Source organism: Bradyrhizobium genosp. L (assembly GCF_015624485.1).
Lineage (GTDB): Bacteria > Pseudomonadota > Alphaproteobacteria > Rhizobiales > Xanthobacteraceae > Bradyrhizobium.
In genome coordinates this window covers 5982857-6007990 of record NZ_CP061378.1, presented here as the reverse complement: position 1 = coordinate 6007990, position 25134 = coordinate 5982857, and the positions used below count along the sequence as shown (strand labels likewise).

The 25134-nt window shown below is 66.1% G+C and carries 21 protein-coding genes; 15 read left to right on the top strand and 6 right to left on the bottom strand.

What is annotated here, in order from left to right:
• The first annotated feature begins 10 nt into the window (after positions 1-10).
• From IC762_RS28550 to IC762_RS28500, 10 genes are all read left to right on the top strand, one after another.
• Positions 11-532 carry a hypothetical protein gene (locus IC762_RS28550; RefSeq protein WP_195785499.1) on the top strand — a complete coding sequence of 174 codons (522 nt, stop codon included), beginning with the start codon at positions 11-13 and terminating at the stop codon, positions 530-532.
• A 273-nt stretch (positions 533-805) separates the two neighbouring features.
• A complete protein-coding gene (locus tag IC762_RS28545) occupies positions 806-1924 on the top strand; it encodes a branched-chain amino acid ABC transporter substrate-binding protein (RefSeq protein ID WP_195785498.1) in 1119 nt (372 codons plus the stop codon).
• Positions 1925-2156: 232 nt separating this feature from the next.
• Positions 2157-3167, top strand: a complete 1011-nt coding sequence (locus tag IC762_RS28540; protein WP_195785497.1) for an OmpA family protein — start codon at positions 2157-2159, stop codon at positions 3165-3167.
• Positions 3168-3207: 40 nt separating this feature from the next.
• Positions 3208-4245: a hypothetical protein gene (locus IC762_RS28535; RefSeq protein WP_195785496.1), complete on the top strand. Its 1038-nt coding sequence runs from the start codon at positions 3208-3210 to the stop codon at positions 4243-4245.
• Positions 4246-4358: 113 nt separating this feature from the next.
• On the top strand, positions 4359-5405 hold the full coding sequence (locus tag IC762_RS28530; protein WP_195785495.1) for an aldo/keto reductase: 1047 nt from the start codon (positions 4359-4361) through the stop codon (positions 5403-5405).
• Positions 5402-6259 carry an amidohydrolase family protein gene (locus IC762_RS28525; protein WP_195785494.1) on the top strand — a complete coding sequence of 286 codons (858 nt, stop codon included), beginning with the start codon at positions 5402-5404 and terminating at the stop codon, positions 6257-6259. Before IC762_RS28530 ends, IC762_RS28525 begins: the two co-directional genes overlap by 4 nt.
• A 92-nt stretch (positions 6260-6351) precedes the next feature.
• Complete coding sequence (locus tag IC762_RS28520; RefSeq protein ID WP_195785493.1) at positions 6352-8685, top strand: Tex family protein; 2334 nt, start codon at positions 6352-6354, stop codon at positions 8683-8685.
• Between the two features lie 261 nt (positions 8686-8946).
• The gene (locus tag IC762_RS35365; protein WP_195785492.1) at positions 8947-9399 is read left to right on the top strand and encodes a hypothetical protein; all 453 of its coding nucleotides are present in this window, start codon (positions 8947-8949) and stop codon (positions 9397-9399) included.
• Positions 9400-9506: 107 nt separating this feature from the next.
• Positions 9507-10199 (top strand): response regulator transcription factor, encoded by a 693-nt coding sequence (locus IC762_RS28510; RefSeq protein WP_195785491.1) that lies wholly within the window; start codon positions 9507-9509, stop codon positions 10197-10199.
• Positions 10186-11559 carry a sensor histidine kinase gene (locus IC762_RS28500; RefSeq protein ID WP_246801276.1) on the top strand — a complete coding sequence of 458 codons (1374 nt, stop codon included), beginning with the start codon at positions 10186-10188 and terminating at the stop codon, positions 11557-11559. The genes IC762_RS28510 and IC762_RS28500 overlap by 14 nt, the downstream gene beginning before the upstream one ends.
• Positions 11560-11922: 363 nt before the next feature.
• On the opposite strand, the gene IC762_RS28495 is transcribed toward IC762_RS28500, so the two are convergent.
• From IC762_RS28495 to IC762_RS28485, 3 genes are all read right to left on the bottom strand, one after another.
• Positions 11923-12297: a response regulator transcription factor gene (locus IC762_RS28495; RefSeq protein ID WP_195785490.1), complete on the bottom strand. Its 375-nt coding sequence runs from the start codon at positions 12295-12297 to the stop codon at positions 11923-11925.
• Complete coding sequence (locus tag IC762_RS28490; protein WP_195785489.1) at positions 12294-13160, bottom strand: S1C family serine protease; 867 nt, start codon at positions 13158-13160, stop codon at positions 12294-12296. Before IC762_RS28490 ends, IC762_RS28495 begins: the two co-directional genes overlap by 4 nt.
• Before the next feature lie 97 nt (positions 13161-13257).
• On the bottom strand, positions 13258-14268 hold the full coding sequence (locus IC762_RS28485) for an AraC family transcriptional regulator (protein WP_195785488.1): 1011 nt from the start codon (positions 14266-14268) through the stop codon (positions 13258-13260).
• A 338-nt stretch (positions 14269-14606) separates the two neighbouring features.
• Between IC762_RS28485 and IC762_RS28480 the strand changes: the two genes are divergently transcribed.
• Positions 14607-15056 (top strand): cupin domain-containing protein, encoded by a 450-nt coding sequence (locus IC762_RS28480; protein ID WP_195785487.1) that lies wholly within the window; start codon positions 14607-14609, stop codon positions 15054-15056.
• A gap of 134 nt (positions 15057-15190) precedes the next feature.
• On the top strand, positions 15191-16684 hold the full coding sequence (locus IC762_RS28475) for a flavin-containing monooxygenase (protein WP_195785486.1): 1494 nt from the start codon (positions 15191-15193) through the stop codon (positions 16682-16684).
• 201 nt (positions 16685-16885) lie between these two features.
• Here IC762_RS28475 and IC762_RS28470 read toward each other — a convergent pair whose 3' ends face one another.
• Positions 16886-17611, bottom strand: a complete 726-nt coding sequence (locus IC762_RS28470) for an alpha/beta hydrolase (protein ID WP_195785485.1) — start codon at positions 17609-17611, stop codon at positions 16886-16888.
• Between the two features lie 160 nt (positions 17612-17771).
• Here IC762_RS28470 and IC762_RS28465 point away from each other — a divergent pair, with 160 nt between their 5' ends.
• Together IC762_RS28465 and IC762_RS28460 are read left to right on the top strand one after the other, a co-directional pair.
• On the top strand, positions 17772-18749 hold the full coding sequence (locus tag IC762_RS28465; protein WP_195785484.1) for a helix-turn-helix domain-containing protein: 978 nt from the start codon (positions 17772-17774) through the stop codon (positions 18747-18749).
• A 16-nt stretch (positions 18750-18765) separates the two neighbouring features.
• Positions 18766-19833, top strand: a complete 1068-nt coding sequence (locus tag IC762_RS28460) for a maleylacetate reductase (protein WP_195785483.1) — start codon at positions 18766-18768, stop codon at positions 19831-19833.
• A 5-nt stretch (positions 19834-19838) separates the two neighbouring features.
• Here IC762_RS28460 and IC762_RS28455 read toward each other — a convergent pair whose 3' ends face one another.
• The gene (locus IC762_RS28455) at positions 19839-21293 is read right to left on the bottom strand and encodes a GH1 family beta-glucosidase (RefSeq protein WP_195785482.1); all 1455 of its coding nucleotides are present in this window, start codon (positions 21291-21293) and stop codon (positions 19839-19841) included.
• Positions 21283-22284, bottom strand: coding sequence for a glycoside hydrolase family 16 protein (locus IC762_RS28450; RefSeq protein WP_195785481.1), 1002 nt, complete (start codon positions 22282-22284; stop codon positions 21283-21285). Before IC762_RS28450 ends, IC762_RS28455 begins: the two co-directional genes overlap by 11 nt.
• 182 nt (positions 22285-22466) lie before the next feature.
• Between IC762_RS28450 and IC762_RS28445 the strand changes: the two genes are divergently transcribed.
• Positions 22467-25127, top strand: a complete 2661-nt coding sequence (locus tag IC762_RS28445) for a M1 family metallopeptidase (RefSeq protein ID WP_195785480.1) — start codon at positions 22467-22469, stop codon at positions 25125-25127.
• Positions 25128-25134: the final 7 nt, after the last annotated feature.

The following is a 25134-nucleotide window of genomic DNA, read 5'->3' as shown; positions in this document are numbered from 1 at the left end:
CGGGATGATGATGAAGCAACGAAAGCCCACCGTGATGCGATGGTTGTGCGCAGCGGCGCTGTTGTCGTGCATCGCCGGCTTTGCGGTCCGGGCAGCGGCGCAGTCGACCGATCCGCATCAACCGACGGTGCTCGGTCTCGGCGTCAACCGCGCCAACATCACTAATGACGTCAAGGGCCACTACTACACCTTCATCGCCGGGCCGGGCCATGTCGATGTCGAGCTCGCTTTCAAGGAGATGGGCGTGTTCGGCAATCCGCTGCCGCAGCATCTCAACTTCGATTTCTGGAACAGCGACGGCGTCCGTCTGTCCCATCTCGAAGTGTTGTCCAAAGGCGGCGGCTTTGGCCGCAGCCACACTGACGCGGATCTGCCGACGCAGCAGCGGATCAATCTGGCGGTCTCGACGCAATGGGGCGCGATCAAGGTCGGCGGCTACTACGAGATCGAGCTGAAGGGCGTCGTCGCGCCGGCGGCGCCGATCGGAGCCGGCGTCAAGCCGGAGGCGTCCGAGCCGCTGACGCGGCCATAGCGGTACGACGCTGTCGTCTACACCAACGCCCTGTAACAGAAGCTGACGCGACGTCGATTTCGAATGCATCGACGATTCGCGTCCGCCCTCGGCCCAATGCACGGCAGCGTGTCTTCACAATGTTGCGCGATGTCGCATATGTCCAATCCCGCGTCGCCTCAGTCCGAGCCTGTCAGCCCCCATGCGCCTAAAAGGCAGCCCCGGTGATCGTCGCACTCGATGCGATTCGACTGCGATGCATTGAGGCGACTTGAGACCATCCAGGAGAATATGATGACGTTTCCGTTCCGAGGATACTTTCTTGCGTTTGGTGCCAGCCTGGCGCTGTCGGGCGCTGCCATGGCGCAGGATATCAGCGTAGCCGTGGTCGGCCCGATGACCGGCTCCGAGGCGAGCTTCGGCCAGCAGTTCAAGAACGGCGCCGAGCTTGCCGTCGACGAGATCAATGCGGCCGGCGGCCTGCTCGGCAGGAAGCTGAAGCTCGAGATCGGCGACGATGCCTGCGATCCGAAGCAGGCGGTGTCGGTTGCCGAGAAGATGGCAGGCATGAAGATCCCGTTCGTCGACGGCCACTTCTGCTCGTCGACATCGATCCCCGCATCCGACGCCTATGCCGAGGGCAACGTGCTGCAGATCACGCCCGGCTCGACCAACCCGCAATTCACCGAGCGCGGCCTGTGGAACACGTTCCGTGTCTGCGGCCGCGACGACCAGCAGGGCATGGTCGCAGCCGCCTACATCATCAAGAACTACAAGACCAGGAACGTCGCGGTCATTCACGACAAGACCACCTACGGCAAAGGCCTTGCCGACGAGACCAAAAACGCGATCAACGCCGCCGGCGTGAAGGAGAAGCTCTACGAGGCCTACACCAAGGGCGACAAGGACTTCGCCGCGCTGGTGTCCCGCTTCAAGAAGGAACAGATCGATCTCGTCTATGTCGGCGGCTATTACGCCGAGGCGGCGCTGATCCTGCGCCAGATGCGCGAGCAGGGCGTCAATGCCGTGCTGATGGGCGGCGACGCGCTGGTCGACAAGCAGTTCGCGGCGATCGCCGGTCCGCTCGCTGAAGGTTCGCTGTTCACCTTTGCGCCCGATCCGCGCAAGAAGGTGACCGCGGCCGCGACCCTGAAGAAGTTCAAGGACAAGGGCATCGATCCGGACGGCTACACGCTCTACAGCTACGCCGCGTTCCAGATCTGGAGCCAGGCCGTCGCGCGCGCCAAGACCACCGACGCCAGGAAGATCGCGGCGACCATCAAGGCAGGCCACTGGGACACCGTGCTCGGCAGCATCAGCTACACGCCGAAGGGCGACATCACCCTGATCGACTACGTCGTCTACCGCCGCGACAAGGACGGCAACTACGCCGAACTGCCAGCCGGGCAATGACCGCACGCCGCCGCATCGGTGCTCCTCCCCTTGACCGATGCGGCGACTGCCTCTGCCCGGCTGCGCCGGCTCACAGCGCCAACGGTACAGACCCTCTGCCAGCCCCGGGTGTTGGCGCTGTGAGACCTGCGATGCGCCTTGTCGTGCGCGTTGCAGTGTGCCGTACCGCCTGACTTGCCCGATGCAAACGACCGCTCATTCAACGATTGCCACCAATCAACCGGAAAATTCGATGATCTCCCGTCGCCTGACATTCACCTTGCTCTCGGCTCACCTCGTCGGCGCGGTCGCGCTCCTCTTCACCGCGCAGCATGCATTTGCGGCGGACAAGACCGGCTGCCGCGACTTCGATGGCATGATGCGCTTCCAGAACTCCTCGATCGCACTGTGCGATGCCCGGAATTTTGCCGAATACACCCTGCCGACCGGCAAGATCACCGGCTTCAATTCCAATACCAACGAGGCCGAGATCGAGGCCAGGCAGGATCTCGAGGGGCGGCTGACGCAGCTGCTCTACACGGTGCCGAAGGGCGCGTCGTCGGCCGAGGTGTTCCGCAGCTACAAGGATTATCTGCCGACCGCCGGCTATCGCGTGCTCTATGAGGCGAAGGGTCCCGCATTCGGCGGTGCGCAAGGCAGCTTCTTCGAGAGCATGGGTCCCGGCGGCCAGATCGTCGGCTACAGCGCGGACCAGTCGCGCTACCTCGCCGCGGTGAAGGAGGAGGGGGCCGCCAAGACCTACATCGCGCTCTACATCGTCGAATACGAGGACGGCTACAACCCCGAGATCAAGGTCGAGAAGGGCCAGGTCGTGGTCCGGCTCGACGCCGTCCAGGTCGGAGAGATGAAGAACGGCATGGTCCCGGTCTCGGCCTCCGAGATCGCCAAGAAGCTGGACACGTCGGGACAGGTGATCCTTTCGGGCATCCTGTTCGACTTCAACAAGTCGCAGCTGAAGCCGGATTCGCGGCCGGCACTCGACGAGATCGCGGCATTCCTGAAGAAGGACCCGGCGCGAAAGGTCTATCTCGTCGGCCACACCGACAATGTCGGCGGCTTCGACTTCAACATGCAACTGTCTCAGGCTCGCGCCGAGGCCGTGGTTGCCGATCTCGTCTCGACCTACGGGATCACCCCTGCGCGGCTGAAGGGCTACGGCGCCGGCCTGCTCGCGCCGATCGCCAGCAACGCCACCGACGACGGCCGCGCCAAGAACCGCCGCGTCGAGCTGATTCCGCAATAGCCGAACGGGCAATCGCTCACAGCAAGAGAAGAGAAAGCAAGTGTCTCAGATGAGTCTGGCCAATGGCGGAGGGCGCAGCGGCGATGGTTCGGCCGCGTGGCAATCCCAAGGTGCGTCTCAAGGCGCCTCCCATTCCTATCCGCTGCTGGTCCACGATCACGGATTGGCGACGGCGCTGAAGCTGCTGCTCGAAACCCTGCCTTACGCGCTGGCGCGATGGGGCGTGCTGCTCGCCTTCGCCGCGGCCTGCGTGGTCTGGGCCGTGGTCGCGATCGGCGGGGCGGTCTGGCTCGGCACCCACGTCGCCGCCGTGTTCGGCTATGGCTGGTTCCTTGTCACCCTTCTCATCGCAGGTTGGATCTGGGGCGCGATGCTGCGCTACGTGCTGCACATGATCGCTTGCGGCCATGTCGCCGTCATCACCGAGCTGATCACGCGCGGTCAGGTCGGCAATGGCAGCGAGGGGCAATTCGCCTATGGCCGCCGCATCGTGATGGAACGGTTCGGCGAGGTCGCCGTCCTGTTCGGGCTCGGCGCGCTGGTTCGCGGCGTGCTGCGCGCCTTCCACAACGCGCTGGATACGCTCAGCGAATGGCTGCCGACGCCGGGCGTCAGTACGATCGTCGGCCTGGTCAACACGATCCTGACCGCGGCGACGCGCTACCTCGACAAGGTCGTGCTGTCCTACGACCTTGCGCGCGGCGGCGGCGATCCCGGGAAGAACATCCAGGACGGCCTGGTCTATTACTGCCAGAACGCGCGGCCGATCCTGACGACATCGATCTGGATGGTGATTGCGGAGCGGATCCTGAGCATCCTGCTGTGCCTGGTGCTGCTGGTGCCCGCCGGATTGGTGACGGTGTGGCTGCCGGATTCCGTCCGGGAGTATGGCGCCGCCGTCACCGTCTCGATCGCGCTGCTGCTGACCTTGACATTGCGCGCGGCGTTCGTCCACCCGCTGTTCCTGATCTGCATCATGATCCGGTTTCATGCGCTGATCGAAAACCAGCCGATCAACGCGACCTGGGTCGGCTATCTCGATGGTCTCTCCGACAAGTTCCGCAAGATCGGGCGCTGAAGGCGACGGGGCCGGGCTCCCCGCCGCCGGAGCGATTTCATTCCAATTCCAATTGGAGCGGAAAATGCGCTAGTCTGCCCGCAAGCAAGAACAATTGCGGACGAGGCGCAGCCATGACCCATCAGCAATCCTCCAATCAAGGTTCCACGGCGCTGCCGCGCCGCAAGCTCGGCCGCACCGGGCTCGACGTCTCGATCCTCGGCTTCGGGACCGCGCCGCTCGGCGATCTCTTTGCGCATCTCGACGATGCGGCCGCGATCGCGGCGGCCGAGCGGGCCTTTGCGCTCGGCGTCAATCTGCTGGATTCCTCGCCGCTCTACGGCCATGGCCTCGCCGAGCATCGCAGCGGCACGGCGCTGCGCCGGGTGGCGCGCGACGACATCGTCGTCTGCACCAAGGTCGGGCGCTGGATGGATCCGTTCCACGACCGCGGCAGCGGCTCGAATTTCGTCGGCGGCGCGCCGCATCGCGCCGTGGTCGACTACTCCTACGATGGCACGATGCGCTCGGTCGAACAGTCGCTGCTGCGGCTCGGCACCGACCGGCTTGATCTGCTCCTGATCCACGACGTCGACGTCTGGACCCATGGCACTGAGGCGATCGAGGCCCGGTTCCGCGAGGCGATGGAAGGGGCTTATGTGGCGCTCGACAGGCTGCGCGCCGAGCGTGTGGTCAAGGGCATCGGCATCGGCGTGAACGAAGCCGATATGTGCGTGCGTTTCGCCAAGGCCGGAACCTTCGACACCATGCTGCTCGCCGGCCGCTATTCGCTCCTCGAGCAGCCGGCGCTCGCCGAATTCCTGCCGCTCGCCGAGAAGCAGAACATCGGCATGATGCTCGGCGGCGTGTTCAACTCCGGCATCCTCGCCACCGGTGCGGTCGCAGGCGCCAAGTACAATTACAAGGATGCGCCGCCTGAGGTGATGCAGAAAGTAGCGGCGATCGAGCGTGTCTGCCGCGCCCACGGCGTGGCGCTGCCGACCGCAGCACTGCATTTCGCGCTGGGCCACCCGGCCGTGGCGAGCCTCGTGCTCGGCGCGCAGACGCCGCAGGAGGTCGACCGCAACGTCGCCGCGCTGTCGACACCGGTACCGTCAGCGCTATGGCGCGACCTCAAGGCCGAGCGGCTGCTCGACGCGGCCGCGCCGGTGCCGGCATGATGCGGATCGATTCGCATCATCATGTGTGGCGGCTTGCGCGCGCCGATTATGGCTGGTTGACGCCGCAGCTTGCGCCGCTCTATCGCGATTTCGATCTTGCCGACCTGGCGCCGCATCTCGCCGCCGCCGGGATCGAGGGCACGATCCTGGTGCAGGCGGCGCCAACCGAGGCGGAGACCGCCTTCATGCTCGATATCGCCGCGCATGCCGAGCAGGTCCGCGGCGTGGTCGGCTGGATCGATTTCGACGCCGACGATGCCGTCACGCGGATCGATGCGATCGCATCGCGCGAGCTGCTGGTCGGCCTGCGGCCGATGGTCCAGGACATCGCCGACGACGACTGGCTGCTGCGGCCTGCGCTGGCGGCGCAGTGTGAGGCGATGGCACGGCATGATCTCGTATTCGACGCGCTGGTGCTGCCGCGCCATTTGCCACGTCTCGTGCAGGTGGTCGATCGCCACCCCGATCTGCAATTCGTGCTCGACCATTTCGGCAAGCCGCATCTTTCCACCGGCGACATCGCGGCCTGGAAGGACGACATCGCTGCGCTCGCTGCGCGCGCCAACATCGTCTGCAAGCTGTCGGGACTGGTGACCGAGGCGGCGCCGGGCTGGCAGGTCGCCGACCTCAAAGAGGCGGTGGATCACGCGCTGTCTTGTTTCGGCCCGCAGCGCATGCTGTGGGGAAGCGACTGGCCGGTGGTCAATCTCGCCGGCGGTTATGCCCAGTGGTTCGCGGCGGCCGAGACGTTGCTGGCTGATTTGTCAAGTGAAGCGAAGGCCGCGATTTTCGGCGGCAATGCGGCGCGGGTGTATTTGTCAAGCCGTGGGCGGGGGAGCGCGCGCCAAATTTGATCCACAGCGCGCCTTGATGAATCATTCGCCGATGGTCCATAAGCGGCGTCCGCGTCGCTGACCGGTGGCGCGACGGTTGCAGAGAGACGAGCGTGGCAAAGATTCATCGACAGATTGCGCAGGAGCTTGGGGTTCGCGACGAGCAGGTCGAGGCGGCGGTGACGCTGCTCGACGGCGGTGCGACGGTGCCGTTCATCGCGCGCTACCGCAAGGAACTGACCGGCGCGCTCGATGACGCGCAGCTGCGCACATTGGAAGAGCGGCTGACCTATCTGCGCGAGCTCGAGGAGCGCCGCGCCGCGGTGCTCAATTCGATCCGCGAGCAGGGCAAGCTCGATGCCGCGCTCGAAGCCCAGATCATGGCGGCCGACAGCAAGGGCCGCCTGGAAGACATCTATCTGCCGTACAAGCCGAAGCGCCGCACCAAGGCGGAGATCGCCAAGGAAGCCGGGCTCGAGCCGCTCGCCGATCAGCTGCTGACCAAGCCCGAGCACGATCCGAAGGAAGCGGCCGCGCCTTTCGTCAACGCGGAGAAGGAAGTTGCCGACGTCGCCGCCGCGCTGGAAGGCGCGCGCGCGATCCTGGTCGAACGCTTCGCCGAGGATGCCGACCTGATCGGCGCGCTGCGCGAGGAGATGTGGTCGAACGGCGTGATGGCCTCGACCGTCCGCAAGGGCAAGAAGACCGAAGGCGAGAAGTTCAAGGACTATTTCGACTACAGCGGGCCGCTGCCGAAGCTGCCGTCGCACCGCATCCTGGCGCTGTTCCGCGGCGAGAAGGAGGAGATCCTCGATCTCGCGCTGAAGCCCGAGGCGCAGGAGCCGGTGGCCGGCGTGCCAACCCGCTACGAGCTGAAGATCATGCATCGCTTCGCGATCTCCGATCAGGGCCGCAAGGGCGACAAATGGCTGATGGAGACTGCGCGCTGGGCCTGGCGCACCAAAATCCAGATCCATCTCAACATCGATCTGCGGATGCGGCTGTGGACCGCGGCTGAGACCGAAGCCGTGCGCGTGTTCGCCTCGAATTTGCGTGATCTGCTGCTCGCTTCACCCGCCGGTGCCCGCGCCACGATGGGGCTCGATCCCGGTTACCGCACCGGCGTCAAGGTCGCCGTGGTCGATGCCACCGGCAAGGTGCTGGCGACGACGGCGATCTTTCCGCACGAGCCGCAGCGGCGCTGGGACGAGGCGCTCGCGATCCTCGGCAAGCTCGCGATCGAGCACAAGGTCGAGCTGATCGCGATCGGCAACGGCACCGCCTCGCGCGAGACCGACAAGCTCGCGACCGAGCTGGTGAAGCGGCTGCCCGACCTGAAGATGACCAAGATCGTCGTCTCCGAGGCCGGCGCCTCGGTCTATTCGGCTTCCGCTTTCGCCTCGAGCGAATTGCCCGAGCTCGACGTCACCCTGCGCGGCGCGGTCTCGATCGCGCGCCGTTTGCAGGATCCGCTGGCCGAGCTGGTCAAGATCGATCCGAAGGCGATCGGCGTCGGCCAGTATCAGCACGATCTCGGCGAAGCCAAGCTCGCGCGCTCGCTCGATGCCGTGGTGGAGGATTGCGTCAACGGCGTCGGCGTCGACGCCAACACCGCCTCCGTGCCGCTGCTGGCGCGGGTGTCCGGCATCGGTCAGGGGCTGGCGCAGAGCATCGTGCAGCACCGCGACGCCAACGGCCCGTTCAAGTCGCGCAAGGCGCTGAAGGACGTGCCGCGGCTCGGCCCGAAGGCATTCGAGCAGTGTGCCGGCTTCCTGCGCATCACCAATGGCGAGGATCCGCTCGACACATCGGGCGTGCACCCGGAAGCCTATCCGGTGGTGCGGCGCATCCTCGAGGCGACCAAGAGCGACATCAAGGCGCTGATCGGCAATTCCGACATCATGCGCGGGCTGAAGCCGCAATCCTTCGTCGACGACACCTTCGGTCTGCCGACCGTCACCGACATTCTGCGCGAGCTGGAAAAGCCCGGCCGCGATCCGCGTCCGGCGTTCAAGGCCGCGGTGTTCAAGGAAGGCGTCGAGGAGGTCAAGGACCTCAAGAAGGGCATGATCCTCGAAGGTACCGTGACCAACGTCGCCGCGTTCGGCGCCTTTGTCGACATCGGGGTGCACCAGGACGGCCTCGTCCACATCTCGGCGATGTCGAAGACCTTCATCAAGGACCCGCGCGAGGTGGTGAAGCCCGGCGACATCGTCAAGGTGAAAGTGCTCGACGTCGAGGTCGCGCGCAAGCGCATCGCGCTGACTTTGCGTCTCGACGATGAGGTCGGCGCGAAGAAGGAGACTTCGGGCGCACGCGACGAATCCCGCGGCTCCGGCCGGATGACGTCGTCAGCGCCACGCAAGGCGCCGGAACAGGCCGGCGGCGCGCTCGCCGACGCGCTGCGTCGCGCCGCCGAGAAGAGCGGCGGCGGCAAGGCGACGTGAAGCTGCTGGCACAGCTATCGTAGGGTCGGCACGCTCCGCTTTGCCCACCCTGCGGACTGCGCGCTTGCGGCATCGGATCAACGTCGCGTGATGCCGATCCGGAAAAACCGCATCAAGATCAGCGGTCCCTCATCCAACCTAAATCGCGTGTCAGAATCTGGCGCATTTGTCAGTTGAAGGCAGCCGCCGGTTTGCGTCTGCTGTCCACGTCGGCTTGCGGCGAAGAACTCGCGCCGCAGCTCAGTGACGGAGGATCTCGCGATGAAAAACAGGCTCTTCACAGGTCTCGTGGCTGCGATGGTCGCGGCCGGCGTGGCGTTTGCGCCGGCGGCGTTCGCCAGAGGCGGCGGTGGTGGCGGCGGCCATGGCGGTGGCGGCGGTGGTGGTCACGGTGGCGGCTTCGGCGGCGGCATGCATGGCGGTTTTGGTGGCGGTATGCACGGCGGCGGCATGGCCTTCGCGCATATGGGCGGCGGCCCGCAGTTCGGCGGTGCGCATGTTGGCGCACCGATGGGCCGCGCGGCCTTCGGACCGCGCTTTGCCGGTGCCGGATTCCACGGCCCTCACGGTTTCCATCATCACGGCTTCTTCCGCCACCATCGCTTCGTTGCCTTCGGCGGCGGGTATTATGACGGCTACTATGATGGCTGCTGGAGCCGGACAGTAACGCCGTACGGATGGCAGTGGGTCAATGTGTGCGGGGATTATTGGTAACACGGACCGCACTGTTGACGCGGTCGCCGCCAGGCGTTCCATCCAGCCCCGGAATGGAATAGTCTGGTGGCGATCGTCGCGGGGCGCGCTCGGAGATATCGAACACGATGACCGGAGCTCACCGCCGCATTCTCGTCGTCGAGGACGATCCTGAAACCGCCGGCCAACTGGTCGAGCAGCTCACCACCAGCGGCTATGACGTCGATCTCGCCGCCAGCGGCCGCGAGGCGCTGAGCCACGGCGCGGCACGCGACTATGCGGTGATCACGATCGACCGCATGCTGCCCGACATCGACGGCATCGCGGTGATGCGCCAGCTGCGCGACGACGGCATCGCGGTGCCGTTCCTGATCATCAGCGCGCTCGGCGAGGTCGACGACCGCGTGCGCGGCCTGCGCGCCGGCGGCGACGACTATCTGGTCAAGCCGTTCTCCTTTGTCGAGCTGCTGGCGCGGCTGGAGGCGCTGGGCCGCCGCAGTGAGACCGTGGCGAAGGAGACCATCCTGCGGGTCGGCGATCTCGCGATCGACCTGATCGCGCGCACCGCGAGCCGCGGCAACCGCAGGATTCCGCTGCTGCCGAAGGAGTTCCAACTGCTCGAATATCTCGCGCGCAACGAGGGCCGCGTGGTGTCGCGCGCGATGCTGCTGCAGCACGTCTGGGATCTGCATTTCGATCCCTCCACCAACATCATCGACGTTTATGTCGGACGAGTCCGCCGCAAGGTCGACGATCAGCAGGCTTATCCGCTGATCCACACCATCCGCGGCATCGGGTATTGCCTCCGTGCTCCTGGCTAAGACGCTACGCTCATCGACGTACCGCCTGGCGTTGATCGCCATCGGCACGTTCGGCCTGCTCGTTTCGGCGATCTTCGCCTATGTCTACTGGTCGACCGTCTCCTATGTGCGTGAGCGCGCGGATCGCGCGATCATGAGCGAGCAGGCGGTCCTGCGCGACGTCTTCGCGCGCACGGGGCGCGACGGTCTCGTCGCCCTGATCGACCGGCGCATCGCGGACGGCAGTCTTGCCGATCGCGTCTATCTGCTGGCAGGGTCCGGATCGGCGCTGCTTGCCGGCAACCTCAAGCAGTGGCCGGCGGGCGCAGGGCAGGGATGGACGGAATTCCGCGCGCCGGGGCTGTCGCACGCCTCGGAGGGGCCGCTGCTGCGCGGCGTGACCGAGACGCTGGCGAATGGCGATCGGCTGCTGGTTGCGCAGGATATCAGCGATCTCGAGAGCTTCACCGCGCGGATCAGGATGGCCGGCATCGCAGTCGGCCTGCTGATCATCGTGCTCGCCGCCGGCGCCAGCGTCGGGGTGACGCGGCGTACGGTCGGCCGCATCGAATCGATCAATGCGACCAGCCGCGCCATCATGGCTTCGGGTCTCGACCAGCGCATCCCGCTGCGCGGCAGCCATGACGAATGGGACCGCGTCGCCGAGAACCTCAATCTGATGCTCGACCGCATCCAGACCCTGATGGGCGACGTCAAGCAGGTCAGCGACAACATCGCGCACGATCTGCGCACGCCGCTGACCCGGATGCGCGGCCGCCTCGAAAAGGCCTATCATGCCCCGCGCAACGGCGAGACCGACGCGGCGCTGATCGGCGACACCATCGCCGATCTCGACACCGTGCTGGGGATGTTCGCTTCCCTGACACGGATCTCCGAGATCGAGACGCGCGCCCGGCGCGGCGCCTTCCGAACCGTCAACCTGGTCGAGATCGCAAGCGAGGTGGTCGAGCTGTACGATGCCGCGGCCGAGCGCGACGCCACCCGCCTCGATCTTGCCGGCGACGGCGAGGTGCTGATGACCGGCGATCGCGATCTGCTGTTCGACGCGATCGCCAATCTCGTCGACAACGCCATCAAGCACGGCCGCGCCGGCGGGCGGGTGACCGTGACCTGTTGCGGAGACGACGCCGGCGCGATGATCGCGGTCGCCGACGACGGTGCCGGCATTCCGGCCGATCAGCACGGCCACGTCTTCAAGCGCTTCACCCGCCTTGAGCAGAGCCGCTACACGCCAGGCAATGGCCTCGGCCTCAGCCTGGTCGCGGCAGTCGCAAGCCTGCACGGCGCCAGCATCGAACTGCGGGACAACGCGCCGGGGCTGTTGGTCAAGCTGTGGTTTCCCGGATCGGAAAGCGCGTAATGTGGGCACGCTGCCGCGACGCCCCGCAGGGCGCACTGCCAAATATCGAAAAACAACCCCATGCAAAGGAGTCGGTGGCTGCCGACATGGCGACTTGACATGTTGGGCAACTCAGCGGTACTATTCCAATATTCCGAAATCGCGCTGGCTCTCGACTCCTGCGAGTGTATCAAGTTGACCGCGTCCGTCATCCTGAGGTGCGAGCCACTTAGGCGAGCCTCGAAGGATGAATCGGCCCGGCTGGTGGCCGTCGATCCTTCGAGGCTCGCTCCGCTCGCACCTCAGGATGACGGGACCACACTTCGCCAGGACGTCGACAGGTGGAGACAGCGCGTTACGCTACCATCACCACCGCATTACCCCTCACAAATTGATCACCCCGCGCCTTGCCGCATGTGCGACCGCGTCGGTGCGGCCGGTGGCGTCGAGCTTGTCCAGCAGGGAGCCGACGTGAAATTTCGCGGTGTGGACGGAGATGCCGAGCCGTTGTGCGATCATCTTGTTGGAGGCGCCCTCGGCGAGCAGCGCCAGCACGTCGAGCTCGCGCGGCGTCAGCTCGAACTCATCGGCGCCTGCGGTCTCGCGGCCGCGCGCGACGATCGCGGCGGCGGCCTGCTCGCCGGGCGCGGCGAGCCGCAGGCCGGCGACACCGCCGAGCAGCGTCGCCAGCCGGTCGGCGAGCGCGGCGTCATCGACCTCGAGTGCGATCACGATCTCGGCGGCGGCTGGTTCGCTCACGTCTCCGGCCTCTCGGCGATGGTCACCTTGAAATTCTGTGGCTCACCGCCGCGATGCACGGTGAGTTCGACCACGGTGCCGACGCTGTGCGGCCCGAGGCTGCGCGACAACGCGCGCACGCTGGAGAGCTTCTCGCCGTTGACGGCCACAATCACGTCGCCCTGGCGGATGCCGGCGGCGGCCGCGGGGCCGGCCTTGTCGACATTCATCACCATCGCGCCGATGCCGTCGTCGAGCCGGACCGGTTGCAAGCCGACGCCGAGATATCCGCGCGCGATGCGGCCGTTCTTTTCGAGCTGGGCCGCGACGCGCTCGATGGTCGCGGCCGGAATCGTCAGCACCCGCCGCGGCCCGAGCACCGCCATGCCGAACGGCTCGCCCGCGGCATTGAGCGCGAGGCCACCCTGCTGGCTGTGCCGCAGCCGGACATCGAGCTCGATCCGCGCGTCGATCTCGCCGCCGCGCAGGCTGCGCCAGGCGGGGCCTGACCGCGACACCATGCCGAGCCGTGCGGTCGCAGCTCCGCGATCGGCCGCGACGATCACGGCGAGCGAGCCCAGCGCAGGAACCTGGGCCGACAGCTTGACCGGCGCCGTGTCACCGTCGAACCGCAGCAATGCGACGTCGGTAGTGTGGTCGCGTCCGGCGACGGTCGCCGGCCGCGTGCTGCCGTCGGCAAGCTCGATCTCGATCTCGCCGTCATCGGCCAGCGCCTCCTCGGCGGTGACGATGAGGCCCGCCTTCCAGACGAAGCCGGAGGCGCGCAGGCGGTGCGAATGCACGGCGACGATCGCAGGCGCGGTACGCGCGATCACTTCGGATAAGGCGGAGGAGAGTGAGGAGAGGATGGTCGGTTCGGTCATGAGAAGCTCCGTTGGCTTCCCCCAATCTGGAATGTTGCGGCAGGTTCGGAAACTGGCCGGATGGGCAGGGCCTCACCACGAGAATCCGTTCGGAACCTCAGCTCAGCCGCTGCAGCGTCGCCCTCGGGCTCTCGCCGAACTTGGCGCGGTAAGCGCTCGCCATCCGGCTCAGATGGGTAAAGCCGAGCTCGAATGCAATATCCACGATGCGTTCGTCCGGCCGCGCCGACTTCAGCCGCCTGTTGAGCTGGGCGAGGCGGATGTCGAGCAGCATGTCGGTGATGGTGGTGCCGAAGTGGCGGCGGAAGCCGAGTTGCAGCGCGCGAATGCCGGTGCCGGCGATGTCTGCGAGCTCGGCGAGATCCAGCGGCTCGCTCGCGCGCGCCTCCAGATACGCCCGAACCCGCTTCAACGCGGCCGGCTGGGTCTCCGCGCGGCCGTTGAAGACATCGATGGCGCGACTCAGGCTGTGCGGCTGGCCGTTGAGCAGGAGGTGGAGAAACGACTCGCGCCAATCGGCCGCGGTCACCGCGGACAGCGTCTTGCGTGGTCCGAGCCCTTCGGCAAGCGTGACGAGATGCTCGATCCGCGCCGCGAGCGTTTGTCCGAGCGGTCCGCTCAGCGCGACGTCCGGATCGAACTCAACGGGTCGTGCGCCCGTGCCGCCCAGCGCCGCGGCGCGGTGCTCGACCAGTCTGCGGTCGAGCAGCAGGATGAGCTGAGCGCAATCGTTGCGCCAGGTCATCTCTGTCGGGATGGTTGGCGACAGCAGCGATGCGGTGTGTCCTGGCCCCGTGGTCATGTCACGCGCGGCGGTGCGGATCGCGGCCGAGCCGTGCAGCGGAAGTTGCAGCAGGAAGAAGCGGTCGAGGCAGCCGGGATCGATCGCGACCGATCCGCCATAGGCGACGTAATTGATGGAGAAGCCATCGAATCCCGCGCAATTGTGGACCGCGAAGAAATCGTCCTCCGAGTGATCGACCGGCGTCAGCGCGTGCGGACAGAAGATGCGGCCGATCGCTTCTGCGGCGTCGTCGACCCGCGCCGTCGCGACGCGCGCGAAATCCTTCAGCCGTGTCCTTGCCGCAGCCTCGCTGCGCATCGCCATCACGCCGGCCCGGAGTTGTTTGAGGTATAAAACATCTGGCAGCCTATAGCATTTTCCGTTCCGATGGAATCGGAACGGAGCTCCAGGTTTTTGTTTTGACGCGTTTTCTTCACGGGATCCGGTGCATTCGCCGGCAAAGGCAAACGCAGTTTTATCGCGCAATCTGCCCGATCGGCGCGCAGGCCGGAGCAAGGGCATTGGGCAGGCTCCCGACGGCCGTGTGCTTCCGCATTGCAGCATAACCGCAACGGCGGCGGATTCGTTTATCGGCTAGACAGCCTTATCGGCTGGCGACAGGCTCCAGTTCTGCAAGGCGCGTCAACACTGGAGAGGCTGACATGGGCACGCTCGAAAAAGGCATTACCCGCAACGGCACCGGTTATGCCGGCAAGACCTGGAATATCCTGGGCCAGGTTTATTATCCGAAGGCGGTCACCGACTCGACCTTCGCCTTTGAGACCAACAGCGATCCCGGCCAGTTCGTGCCGGTGCACATCCATCCGACCCAGGACGAGTTCATCCTGGTGCAGGAGGGCGTGCTCGACCTCAAGCTCGACGGCGTCTGGGTGCAGGCCAAGGTCGGCGACCTCGTGCGTCTGCCGCGCGGCATTCCGCACGGCTATTTCAACAAGTCCGACAAGCCGGCGCGGGCGCTGTTCTGGGTGTCGCCGATGGCGAAGCTCGAGGCGTTGTTCGAGAAGCTGCACAATCTGCAGGACCCGGCCGAGGTGGTCCGTATCTCCGCCGAGCACGAAGTGGACTTCCTGCCGCCGGACGCCAACGACTAGGCGCAAGGCGGCACAGACAAAAAGCCGCGCAGACAATGTCGCACGCGGGACGTCAATCGCCGGGGCAGGCTCCGGCGATGACGGGGACGCATGCGCCCGACACATCACCTGTTCATTCATCGCGGAGAGGTTTCATGGTCAAGCAGAAGCAAGTGTGCGTGATCGGCGCCGGCATTTCGGGCCTCGCCGCCGGCAAGGCGTTCACCGCGCGCGGCCACGAGGTGACCATCATCGAGCGCAGCGGCGATCTCGGCGGCGTCTGGGAGCCGGCGCGCGCCTATCCCGACGTGCAGACGCAGAGCCCGAAGGAGCTCTACCGCTACACCGACAAGGCGATGCCGGAGGCCTATCCGGAGTGGCCGAAGGGCCCGCAGGTCCATGCCTATCTGCGCGACTATGCGCGCAGCCACGGGCTCGACGGCGCGATGCGGTTCAACACCAGGGTCGAGGCGATGAAGCGCCGGGGCGACGGCAAGCCCGGCTGGACGCTCGCGCTGCGCGCGAGCGACGGCGCGGCCGGCCACGAGGATTTCGATTTCGTCGCGGTCTGCACCGGGCAGTTCAACGAGCCGCAGACGCTGGCTCTATCAGGCGAGGACGGCTTCAAGGCGCAGGGCGGCAAGATCCTGCATTCCTCGCAATATGCGGATGCCGCTCTCGCCAGGGGGCGCAAGGTGGTCGTGCTCGGCGGCTCGAAATCCGCCACCGACATCGCGGTGAATGCCGTCAATTCCGGCGCCAGCGAGGTCACCATCGTGTTTCGTGAACCGGTCTGGCGGATCCCCTACTTCGTCGGCGGTCTCGTCAACTTCAAGCGCATTCTCTACATCCGCGCGCAGGAGCAGATGTTCGCGAGCTGGGGCATCGGTCCTGCCGCCCGGCTCGCGCATGCGATCGCCAAGCCGTTGGTCTGGGCCAACTGGCGCGGGCTCGAGAGCATGCTGAAGATGCAGCTCAAGCTGAAGCAGTGCGGCATGGTGCCGAAGGAGCGGATCGAGGACGGGGTCAACTGCTCGGTGCCGATCGCGACCCCGGGCTTCTATCCGATGGTCGCTGACGGCCGGATCAAGGCGGTGCGCGGCACCTTCGATCACTATGAGGGCAACTCCATCGTGATGAGCGGCGGCCAGCGCGTCGATGCCGATCTCGCGGTGCTGGCGATCGGCTACAAGCTCGGCGTGCCCTTCCTGCCGGACGAATACCAGGCCAGGCTGGTCGAGCCCGACGGGCAGTATCGGCTGTATCGCCTGATCGCCAATCCCGATCTGCCCGACATGGGCTTCGTCGGCTTCAATTCGAGCTTCTGCACCGTGTTGTGCGCCGACCTCGCGGCGAACTGGCTGGTGCGCTACGCCGACGGCCAGCTCGCGCGACAGCCTGATGCCGCCGAGATGCACGACAACATCGCGATGATGCTCAATTTCAGACGCGTCGAGCGGCCGGCGGCCGGCGTCTATGGCGGGCTCTGCGTCGCGCCTTACCACTTCAAGCATTTCGACGAATTGCTCGCCGACATCGGCGCCAAAACGTGGCGCCGCAACCCGCTGGTCGAGAAGTTCACGCCGCCCGATGCCGACGCCTATGCGCGCTTCCTTGCCACCGCGCCGGACTACCAGGCGGTGGCCTAGCGTAAACGCCGTCCTCGGGATGATGCGACGGATTGCTCAGCTTGCTCAGTGTCATCACCCGCGCATGCGGGTGATCCAGTATTCCAGAGACGGCTGTGCTTAAGCCGAGGGGCCGCGGCGTACTGGGTCGCCCGGTCCATGTGCGCAATTGCGCACAGGCCGGGCGATGACGGCGGTGAATGAGGACAAAGCTTCACATTTTTAATCGCGGCCGGCGTCGAGGAAGGCTTGCGCCAGGCGCGCCGGGTTGGAGAAGCACAGCTCGTGGCTGCCCGGCAGCTGGACCAGGCGGAACAGGCCGAGCTTCTGCGACAGCCGCGGGTGCCAGGGCAGGCCGTGCGGCATCGCGGTGTCCTCGGTACAGTTGACGTAGGATTTCGCGATTCCCATTTCGGCCGGGTTGGTCTTGAGCGCGATCTTGTCCTGAAACGTCTTCAAGGGATGCGGGTTCAGCACGTCGTAGGCGCGCTGCGCCGTCTCGAGATCGGCGTCGTTGATGAAAGCCTCGCGCCAGATCGGGAACGGCAGCACCACCGAGCCATCGCCACGCTCGGCAGCGATCGCGTCGAACAGCCCGAGGTAGGTCGGCGGCACCATGTCGTTGAGGCACTCGCCATCGTCAGGCACGAACGCGTTCCAGTACACCAGCCGGCGGATGCGGTCGCCGGCCGCGTCGGCAACGCCGGTGATGACCATGCCGCCATAGCTGTGGCCGACCAGCACGATGTCGGTCAGGTCATGCTCGGCCAGATAGTCCACGATCGACCGGATCGCCTCGGCAAGCCCGGTGTCCTTTTTGTCGCCGGGCCGGTTGCCCGCAATCGTCGGCGTATGCACGACATGGCCGGCCTCGCGGATGATCGCCGCCACCGGCTCCAGCTCGGCGCCGGTATGCCAGGCGCCATGGACGAGAACATAGGTCGACATATGGGCTTTCTCCAATTGTGCTTCCTTGAGCGGTTTGGTTAGATCGACGCTCGCTTCCGGTTATGGCGCGACGGGTCGCGCGGCGGTTTGTCGGATATTGCGGTAGCCGGGCCCGCGGCGCTTGGCTGAGGCTGCACTGGACTAGGCTCGGAGTGAACTGATGCAACAAATCGCTCGCCCCGACGGTGTGCCGGGCCTGGCCTGGAATACCGAGGACGTGCGGCCCGCCGAGCAATTCGCCTATTATCGGGAAGCGATCTGCCAAGTGTTCATGAAGCTGACGCCGGAACCGACGGACAAGTCCAGCTTTCCGGCACGAATCGAACGGATCGGGCTCGGTGCGGGTGCCATCAATCGCGTCAGATTTCCCGGCCACCTCGTGCTGCGCTCGGCGAGCGACATCGCGGCGTCGAGCAGCAGCTGCTTCTACCTCAATCTGAAACTTGCCGGCCATTGCCGCATCGAGCAGGACGGACGCAACGTCGAGCTGTCGGCCGGGCAGGTCGGCATCTTCGACAGCGCGCGGCTGTTCGCCCTGCATCACAGTCGAGGCCCGTCGCTGCATGTCGCGTCGTTCTGGGTGCCGGCGCAGCTGCTGCTGGATCGTCTGCCGCCGTCATTCGCGGTCAAGCCGGCACGGGTGTCCGACGATCCGCTCGTCGGTCATCTGATCGTGGAGACGGCGCGTGCGTTGAATTCGGCCGCGCCGAACACGCCGGAAGAGGAAAATGCGCGGCTGTTCGGCGTGCTGCTCGACCTCGTTGCCTTGAGCCTGTCGCGCGACGGTCGCCGCGACATGGGGTCCATCAGCCTCGTGGAGGCGACCTGGATCGCACTGCGCCGCGCAGTTGAACGCAGGCTGCGCGAGCCCGGTCTGACCGCGGCCGCGGTGGCCGCGTCGGTGTCGATCAGCGAACGCTATGTCCACAAGCTGTTCGCGCGGGCCGGCACCAGCTTTGCCGGTTATGTGATGGACCGCCGGCTTGACGGCGCGGCGCGCGACCTTAGAGATCCTCTCCTGCTCGGGCGCGCGATCGGCGACATCGCGTTCGACTGGGGATTCTCTGATCTGTCGCATTTCACGCGCCGCTTCAGGCATCGCTTCGGCTGCACGCCACGGGACTGGCGGCGCGGCTGATTGGACGGGACTGATCATGCCGCAGTCGTTCACCTATCAAGTCAGCCCGATGCGGGTCGTGTTCGGGACGGGCACCATCGCGAGCCTCCCGGACGAGCTCGACCGGCTCGGCATCAGGCGCGCGCTGGTACTGGCGAGCCGACGGCAGCAGGCCGAGCTCGGCGATCTCGCGAGCCTGACCGGCGGCCGTATGGCCGGCCTGTTCGACGGCGCGGTGGTGCACACGCCCCAGGCGGTGACCCAGCGCGCGATGGAGACGGTGCACGAACTGAAGCCGGACGGCGTGGTCGCGATCGGCGCGGGCGCAGCGACGGGCCTGAGCAAGGCGATCGCGCTGCGCACCGACCTGCCGCAGCTGATCCTGCCGACCAGCTATGCCGGTTCCGAGATGACGCCGGTGCTCGGCGAGACCGTCGACGGCGTCAAGACCACGCAATCATCGCCGAAAATATTGCCCGAGGCCGTGATCTACGACGTCAATCTGACGCTCTCGATGCCGGCCAAATTCTCCGCGATCTCCGGCCTCAACGCGATCGCCCATGCCGCCGAGGCGCTGTATGCGCGCGACGGCAACCCGATCACGTCGCTGATGGCCGAGGAGGCGATCGCCAAGCTCGCCTCCTCGCTGCCCGAGGTGATGGCGCGGCCGCACGATCTCGATGCGCGCTCGGACGCGCTGTATGGCGCATGGCTCTGTGCCGTCTGCCTCGGCACCGTCGGGATGGCGCTGCACCACAAGCTTTGCCACACCGTGGGTGCGCTGTTCGACCTGCCGCATGCCGAGACCCATGCGGTGCTGCTGCCGCACACCATCGCCTACAACACGCCGGCCGCACCCGAAGCGATCGGTCGCGCCGCGCGGGCGCTTGGCGCGCGCGATGCGGCCGACGGCCTGTTCGAGCTGTCGGCCCGGCTCGGCGCGCCGCGCGCGCTTGCCGAGCTCGGCATGCCCGAGGATGGCATCGCAAAAGCCGCCGCGCTCGCGACCAGGAATCCGTACTGGAATCCACGACCGATCGAAGAGAGCGGCATTCGCGATTTGCTCACGCGGGCGTGGACCGGTGGGCGGCCGCAGGCCGGATAGCATCGTCACACCCCGATCGCGTTGCGCGCGATGACGTCGCGATAGAATGCGGCGCTCAGCTTCGGTACCCGCGCCTGGCTCTCGAAATCCACCCGGTAGAGGCCGAAGCGTTTCTCGTAGCCGAAGATCCATTCGAAATTATCCATCAGGCTCCACAGGAAATAGCCCTGGACCGGGACGCCTTCGCTGGTGGCGCGCTGCAGCTGGGTGAGATAGTTGCGCAGGAACATGATGCGATCGAGGTCGTAGATCTGTCCATCGGGATGGATCTTGTCTTCACCGGACGTGCCGTTCTCGCTGATATAGATGCTCTTGATGTCCCAAAGCCTGGCGGCGATGCGCGGCGCCCAGTAGATGGTCTCGGGCGCGATCTTCAGCCATTCCGAGTTCATGTGCGGGAACGAGGCCGGCATCGGCAGCGGCTGCCAACCCGGCTTGCGGTCGGTGGCGACGATGTAGAATTGCGGCGCGTAGATGTTCAGCCCGACGAAGTCGACGGGCTGCGAGATGATCTTCAATTCCTCGGCGGTGAATTTCGGCGCGTCCTTGCCGGAATAGGCCAGGTAACCCTCGGTATATCTGCCTTCGAGCACGACGCCGAGGAAGCTCGAATTGAACTCGCGCGTCGCGGTCTCGGTGGCGCGGATGTTGTCCGGCGTGTTGATCGCGGGCACGCAGGCCGTGATGTTCTCGGCCGGTCCGACCCGCGTGCCGGCGCGGCCGCTGGCGCGGATCGCCTGCACCGCGAGACCATGCCCGAGCGCGACGTGATGGCGCGCCTGGTTCACCTCGCCCGGCGGCAGCGTCAGGCCGGGCGCGTCGATGCCGAGGCCATAGCCGAAATAGAGGAAGCGCCCGACCTCGTTGACGGTGAAGATGTTCTTGACGCGGTCGGTCAGCCGCGCCGCGACATAGCCGGCATAGTCGGCGAACGCCTTCGACGTGTCGCTGGAGCGCCAGCCGCCGACACGGTCCTGCAGCGCCTGCGGCAGGTCCCAATGGTAGAGCGTGGCATAGGGCTCGATGCCGGTGGCCAGGAGCTCGTCGACCAGGCGGTTGTAGAAATCGAGGCCTTTCGGGTTCGGCGTGCCGGTGCCGTCGGGGAACACCCGCGGCCAGGCGATCGAGAAGCGATAGGCCTTCGCGCCGAGATCCTTGATCAGGCCGACGTCTTCCTTGTAGCGGTGATAATGATCATTGGCGCGGTCGCCGGTGGTGCCGTCCTCGATCTTGCCCGGCGTGTGGGTGAAGGTGTCCCAGATCGAACGGCCGCGGCCGTCCTCGTCGACCGCGCCCTCGATCTGGTAGGACGAGGTCGCGGTGCCCCAAAGGAAACCGGGAGGAAAGCTTGCGCTGTCCGGCCGGGGCGCACTGTCCGCCGCGGCGGCGGGCGCCGACAGGCCCAGCGCCGAGAGGCCTGCAAGGCCCGCAAACTGCCGGCGCGAGAACTTACCGAACATTGCTGGCTCCCGCGAAGGTCATGTCGATCTGGTAAGCGGAGATGCGGTCGATCTCGAACGAAACCGTCACCGGCGACTCGCCGTCGACGAAGCCGACCCCGACGAAGAATTTCGATCCCATCGCCAGATTGACGATCATGTACATCGGATCGTCGAAGCCGATCGGCACCGCGATATCGGCGACCGGCTTGCGGTCGATGAAATAGATCAGCCGGTCCGGCTCCCAAAGCACACCGTAATTGTGAAAGTCGGCCTCGGCGCCGGTGACCGAGAAATCGAAACCGCAATGCTCGATCCTGCCGGTCGCGGGAATGCGCCAATGCGTCGTCATCACGAGATCGCCCGGTCGCTGTCCGCGCCCCTCCACGACGTCGACCTCCGGCGGCCAGCCGCCATTGTCGGCGAGCATCCAGAAGGCCGGCCACACGCCGGTGCCGATCGGAATTTTGGCGTGGATTTCGAAATAGCCGTATTTTTGCGAGAACGTGCCCTGGGTTGTCAGGATGCCGGAGGTGTATTCATTGTTGAACAGCACGCCCTTCAGCTCGGCCGGCGTGCGCCTGGCGGTGATGGAGAGCACGCCGTTCTCGACATGGAACGGATCGAGGCCGAGCGGCGCGGAGCCGCGTCCGGCATAGCGCGGATCGACATAGATCTGCTGCTCGCCATTGGCGCTGGTCTTGCGCTTGAAGTCGGAGCCGTCGCCGCCCCAGTAGCGTGCCTCCGGCCACGCCGCGCCGCCGGCGTAATGCGGCACCCAGCGGCCGCTCGCCAGCGGATGCTCGTCGAACTCGTCGTTGAAGGTCCGGTGCAGCGGCAGGAAGGCGAGCGACATGGTGCCCTGCGGGCCGACCTGGCGGCACTGGATCATCGCGGGATCGGTGGTCACTGGCAGCGTCAATTCGAGCGGAGCGTCCTCCGTGCCATCGCCGGCAAAGGCCGGCGTCAGCGCCGCAACAAGGCTGATCGTCATGGCAAACCGTGTCGTCATTCGCCAGTCATGAATTGCGTCGGGGCGGCAGTGAACGGGAAGCGCTCCACGTTAGCCTTTCATCCCGCGGTCGAGCAACAAGCAATCAGCATCGGAATCGCGACCTTGTCAGTTTCGCATCCACGTTTTCTCCCCTAGATTGGCGGATGTCTCTCCCGGGAATCCGCGTTGACCCTCATCCCATGAACAAGCTCGTAAATCATCTCGAAGGATCGCTCCTGCGTCCTCTCGCCGTGGCGGCCCTGCTGCTGTTGACGTCCGCAGGCGCGCATGCCGAGCCGACATTCTCCTTCGACGGCACGCCGGGGAAGCTGCCGAAGACGGTCATCCCGCTGAACTATGCGATCGAGCTGACGCCGGATTTCACGACGCTCGCCTTGCCGGGTGTCGAAACCGTCGACATCGAGGTGCGCGAACCGACCGTGCGGGTCACGTTGAACGCGATCAACACCACGTTCGGCGAGGTCGGGCTCGATGACGGTGCGGAGCGCGCCGAGGTGGCGACCGACACCGCCGCGCAGACGGCGACCCTGACCTTCGCCAAACCGATTGCGGCGGGACGTCACAAACTTCGCATCGCCTTCACGGCGCAGATCAACAAATTCGGCAGCGGCCTGTTCGCGGTCGATTATCCGACCAAGGCCGGCACCAAGCGCTTGATCTCGAGCAAGCTCGAGCCGGCGGACGCAAGGCGGATCTTTCCATGCTGGGACGAGCCGGTGTTCAAGGCGAGCTTCGCGCTTTCCGTCGTGGTCCCGAACAATCTGCTCGCCGTCGGCAATATGCCCGTCGTCAGCGAGGCGCCGGCCGGCGACAGCCTGAAGAAGGTCATCTTCGCGCCGACACCCAGGATGTCGAGCTATCTGTTCGTGCTCACGGTCGGTGAACTGGAGCGCGTCACGGCGGATGCCGGCGGCGTCACCGTGGGCGTCGTGACCACCGAAGGCAAGAGCGAGCAGGGCCGCTTCGCGCTCGACAGCGCGGCAAAGCTGCTCGGCTATTACAACGACTATTTCGGCGTGAAATATCCGCTGCCGAAGCTCGATCTGATCGCGGTGCCCGGCGGGTTCGGCGGCGCGATGGAAAACTGGGGCGGCATCACCTTCTTCGAGAGCCGGCTGCTGTTCGATCCCGCGACCAATGCGGAGACCGCGCGGCGCGGCATCTTCGGCATCATCGCCCATGAGATGGCGCATATGTGGTTCGGCGATCTCGTCACCATGGCCTGGTGGGACAATCTCTGGCTCAACGAGGGTTTTGCCAGCTGGATGTCGACCAAGGCCTCCGAGCATTTTTATCCGCAATGGCAGAGCTGGCTGAACGACTCCAGCAGCAAGCAATTCGCAATGGCGCTCGACGCCCGCCGCACCTCGCATCCGGTGCAGCAGCCGATCGCCGACCACAGCGAGGCGGTCACGGCGTTCGACGCCATCACCTATAGCAAGGGCGAGGCCTTCATCCGAATGCTCGAGAGCTATCTCGGCGAGCAGGCGTTCCGCGACGGCATTCGCAAATACATGGCCGCGCATGCCTACGGCAATTCGACCACGGCGGATCTCTGGCAGGCGCTGGAGAGCGCGGCCGGCAAGGATGTCTCCAGCGTGGCCGCATCCTTCACCGAGCAGGACGGCGTGCCGCTGGTGATCGCGGAGACGGCCTGCGATGACGGCTCGCAGCACCTCGCGCTGCGGCAGGATCGCTTCGTGGTCGCACCGGCCGGCGCAGCGCCGCTGCCGGCGCGCAAGTGGCGGATTCCGATTGCGGCCGGGCCGGTGGGCGGCAAGCCGTTCGATGAAATCCTGCTGCAAGGCAGCCGCGATCTTCCGGCCGGAGCCTGCGGCGACGCCATCAAGGTCAACCTCGGCGACATCGGCTATTACCGGGTCGAATACGGCCCGAAGAACCGCGGCGCGCTGCTGAATGCCTTGCCGCAGATGTCGGTCGAGGATCGGCTCAACGTCGTGACCGACAGCTGGGCGCTGGTGCAGGCCGGCCGCGCCGACCCGTCGTCCTACCTCGCGCTGCTCGATGCGCTCGATACCGGCGATCATCGCGCGGTATGGAGCCAGGTGATCGGCACCTTTGCCGGGCTCAACCGCCTGTCACGGGACCATGCCGAGCGGCCGGCGATCCAGGCCTTCGCGCGCGCAAAGCTGCGTCCGGTTTTCGATCGGATCGGCTGGGACGGCGGCCCCGCCACCGATGACACCGCGCTGCTGCGCGCCGGGCTGATCTCGACGCTTGGCGATCTCGGCGACGAGGCCGTGATCGCCGAGGCCAAACGGCGCTTCGCGGCGTTCCTCGATGATCCCCCTACGCTGCCGACTGCGCTGCGCGACGCCGTCGCCCATGTCGTCGGCGTCACGGCCGACCGGGCAACCTATGACCGGCTGCTCGCGCTCGCGCGCAGCAGCACAGCCGCCAATGAGCGGCTGCGCTATTATTTCGCCGCGGCCGGCGCCCGCGATGTCGAGCTGGCGCGGTTGACGCTGGCGCTGACGCTGACCAATGAGCTGCCCGACACGATTGTGCTGCCGATGATCAACACCGTTGCGTCCACCGGCGAGCAGCCGCAGCTCGCCTGGGAGTTCGTGCAGGCGAATTTCGCTGCGCTGCTGGCGAAGCAGGGGCCGGGCTTCCGCGACCAGTTCGTCCCGAACTTCATGACCAATTTCACCGATCAGGCCCACGCGGCGCAGCTCGCAGCTTTCGCCCCCTCGCAATCGACCAGCGGCGGGCGGGTGATGGTGGCGCGGGCGCAGGAATCGATCGCGATCTCCGCCGACCTTGTGGCGCGCGTCCTGCCCGAGGTCGCGGCCTGGGCCGTGGCACACAAGCCCTGAGGAAGGG

Coding starts and splice junctions, on each gene's coding strand:
- IC762_RS28550 (WP_195785499.1), top strand. CDS start 11: ATGAAGCAACGAAAGCCCACCGTGATGCGATGGTTGTGCGCAGCGGCG.
- IC762_RS28450 (WP_195785481.1), bottom strand. CDS start 22,284: ATGACGACACGGTTTGCCATGACGATCAGCCTTGTTGCGGCGCTGACG.
- IC762_RS28455 (WP_195785482.1), bottom strand. CDS start 21,293: ATGTTCGGTAAGTTCTCGCGCCGGCAGTTTGCGGGCCTTGCAGGCCTC.
- IC762_RS28525 (WP_195785494.1), top strand. CDS start 5,402: ATGATGCGGATCGATTCGCATCATCATGTGTGGCGGCTTGCGCGCGCC.
- IC762_RS28540 (WP_195785497.1), top strand. CDS start 2,157: ATGATCTCCCGTCGCCTGACATTCACCTTGCTCTCGGCTCACCTCGTC.
- IC762_RS28465 (WP_195785484.1), top strand. CDS start 17,772: ATGCAACAAATCGCTCGCCCCGACGGTGTGCCGGGCCTGGCCTGGAAT.
- IC762_RS28545 (WP_195785498.1), top strand. CDS start 806: ATGACGTTTCCGTTCCGAGGATACTTTCTTGCGTTTGGTGCCAGCCTG.
- IC762_RS28475 (WP_195785486.1), top strand. CDS start 15,191: ATGGTCAAGCAGAAGCAAGTGTGCGTGATCGGCGCCGGCATTTCGGGC.
- IC762_RS28480 (WP_195785487.1), top strand. CDS start 14,607: ATGGGCACGCTCGAAAAAGGCATTACCCGCAACGGCACCGGTTATGCC.
- IC762_RS28510 (WP_195785491.1), top strand. CDS start 9,507: ATGACCGGAGCTCACCGCCGCATTCTCGTCGTCGAGGACGATCCTGAA.
- IC762_RS28445 (WP_195785480.1), top strand. CDS start 22,467: ATGAACAAGCTCGTAAATCATCTCGAAGGATCGCTCCTGCGTCCTCTC.
- IC762_RS35365 (WP_195785492.1), top strand. CDS start 8,947: ATGAAAAACAGGCTCTTCACAGGTCTCGTGGCTGCGATGGTCGCGGCC.
- IC762_RS28530 (WP_195785495.1), top strand. CDS start 4,359: ATGACCCATCAGCAATCCTCCAATCAAGGTTCCACGGCGCTGCCGCGC.
- IC762_RS28460 (WP_195785483.1), top strand. CDS start 18,766: ATGCCGCAGTCGTTCACCTATCAAGTCAGCCCGATGCGGGTCGTGTTC.
- IC762_RS28470 (WP_195785485.1), bottom strand. CDS start 17,611: ATGTCGACCTATGTTCTCGTCCATGGCGCCTGGCATACCGGCGCCGAG.
- IC762_RS28485 (WP_195785488.1), bottom strand. CDS start 14,268: ATGGCGATGCGCAGCGAGGCTGCGGCAAGGACACGGCTGAAGGATTTC.
- IC762_RS28490 (WP_195785489.1), bottom strand. CDS start 13,160: ATGACCGAACCGACCATCCTCTCCTCACTCTCCTCCGCCTTATCCGAA.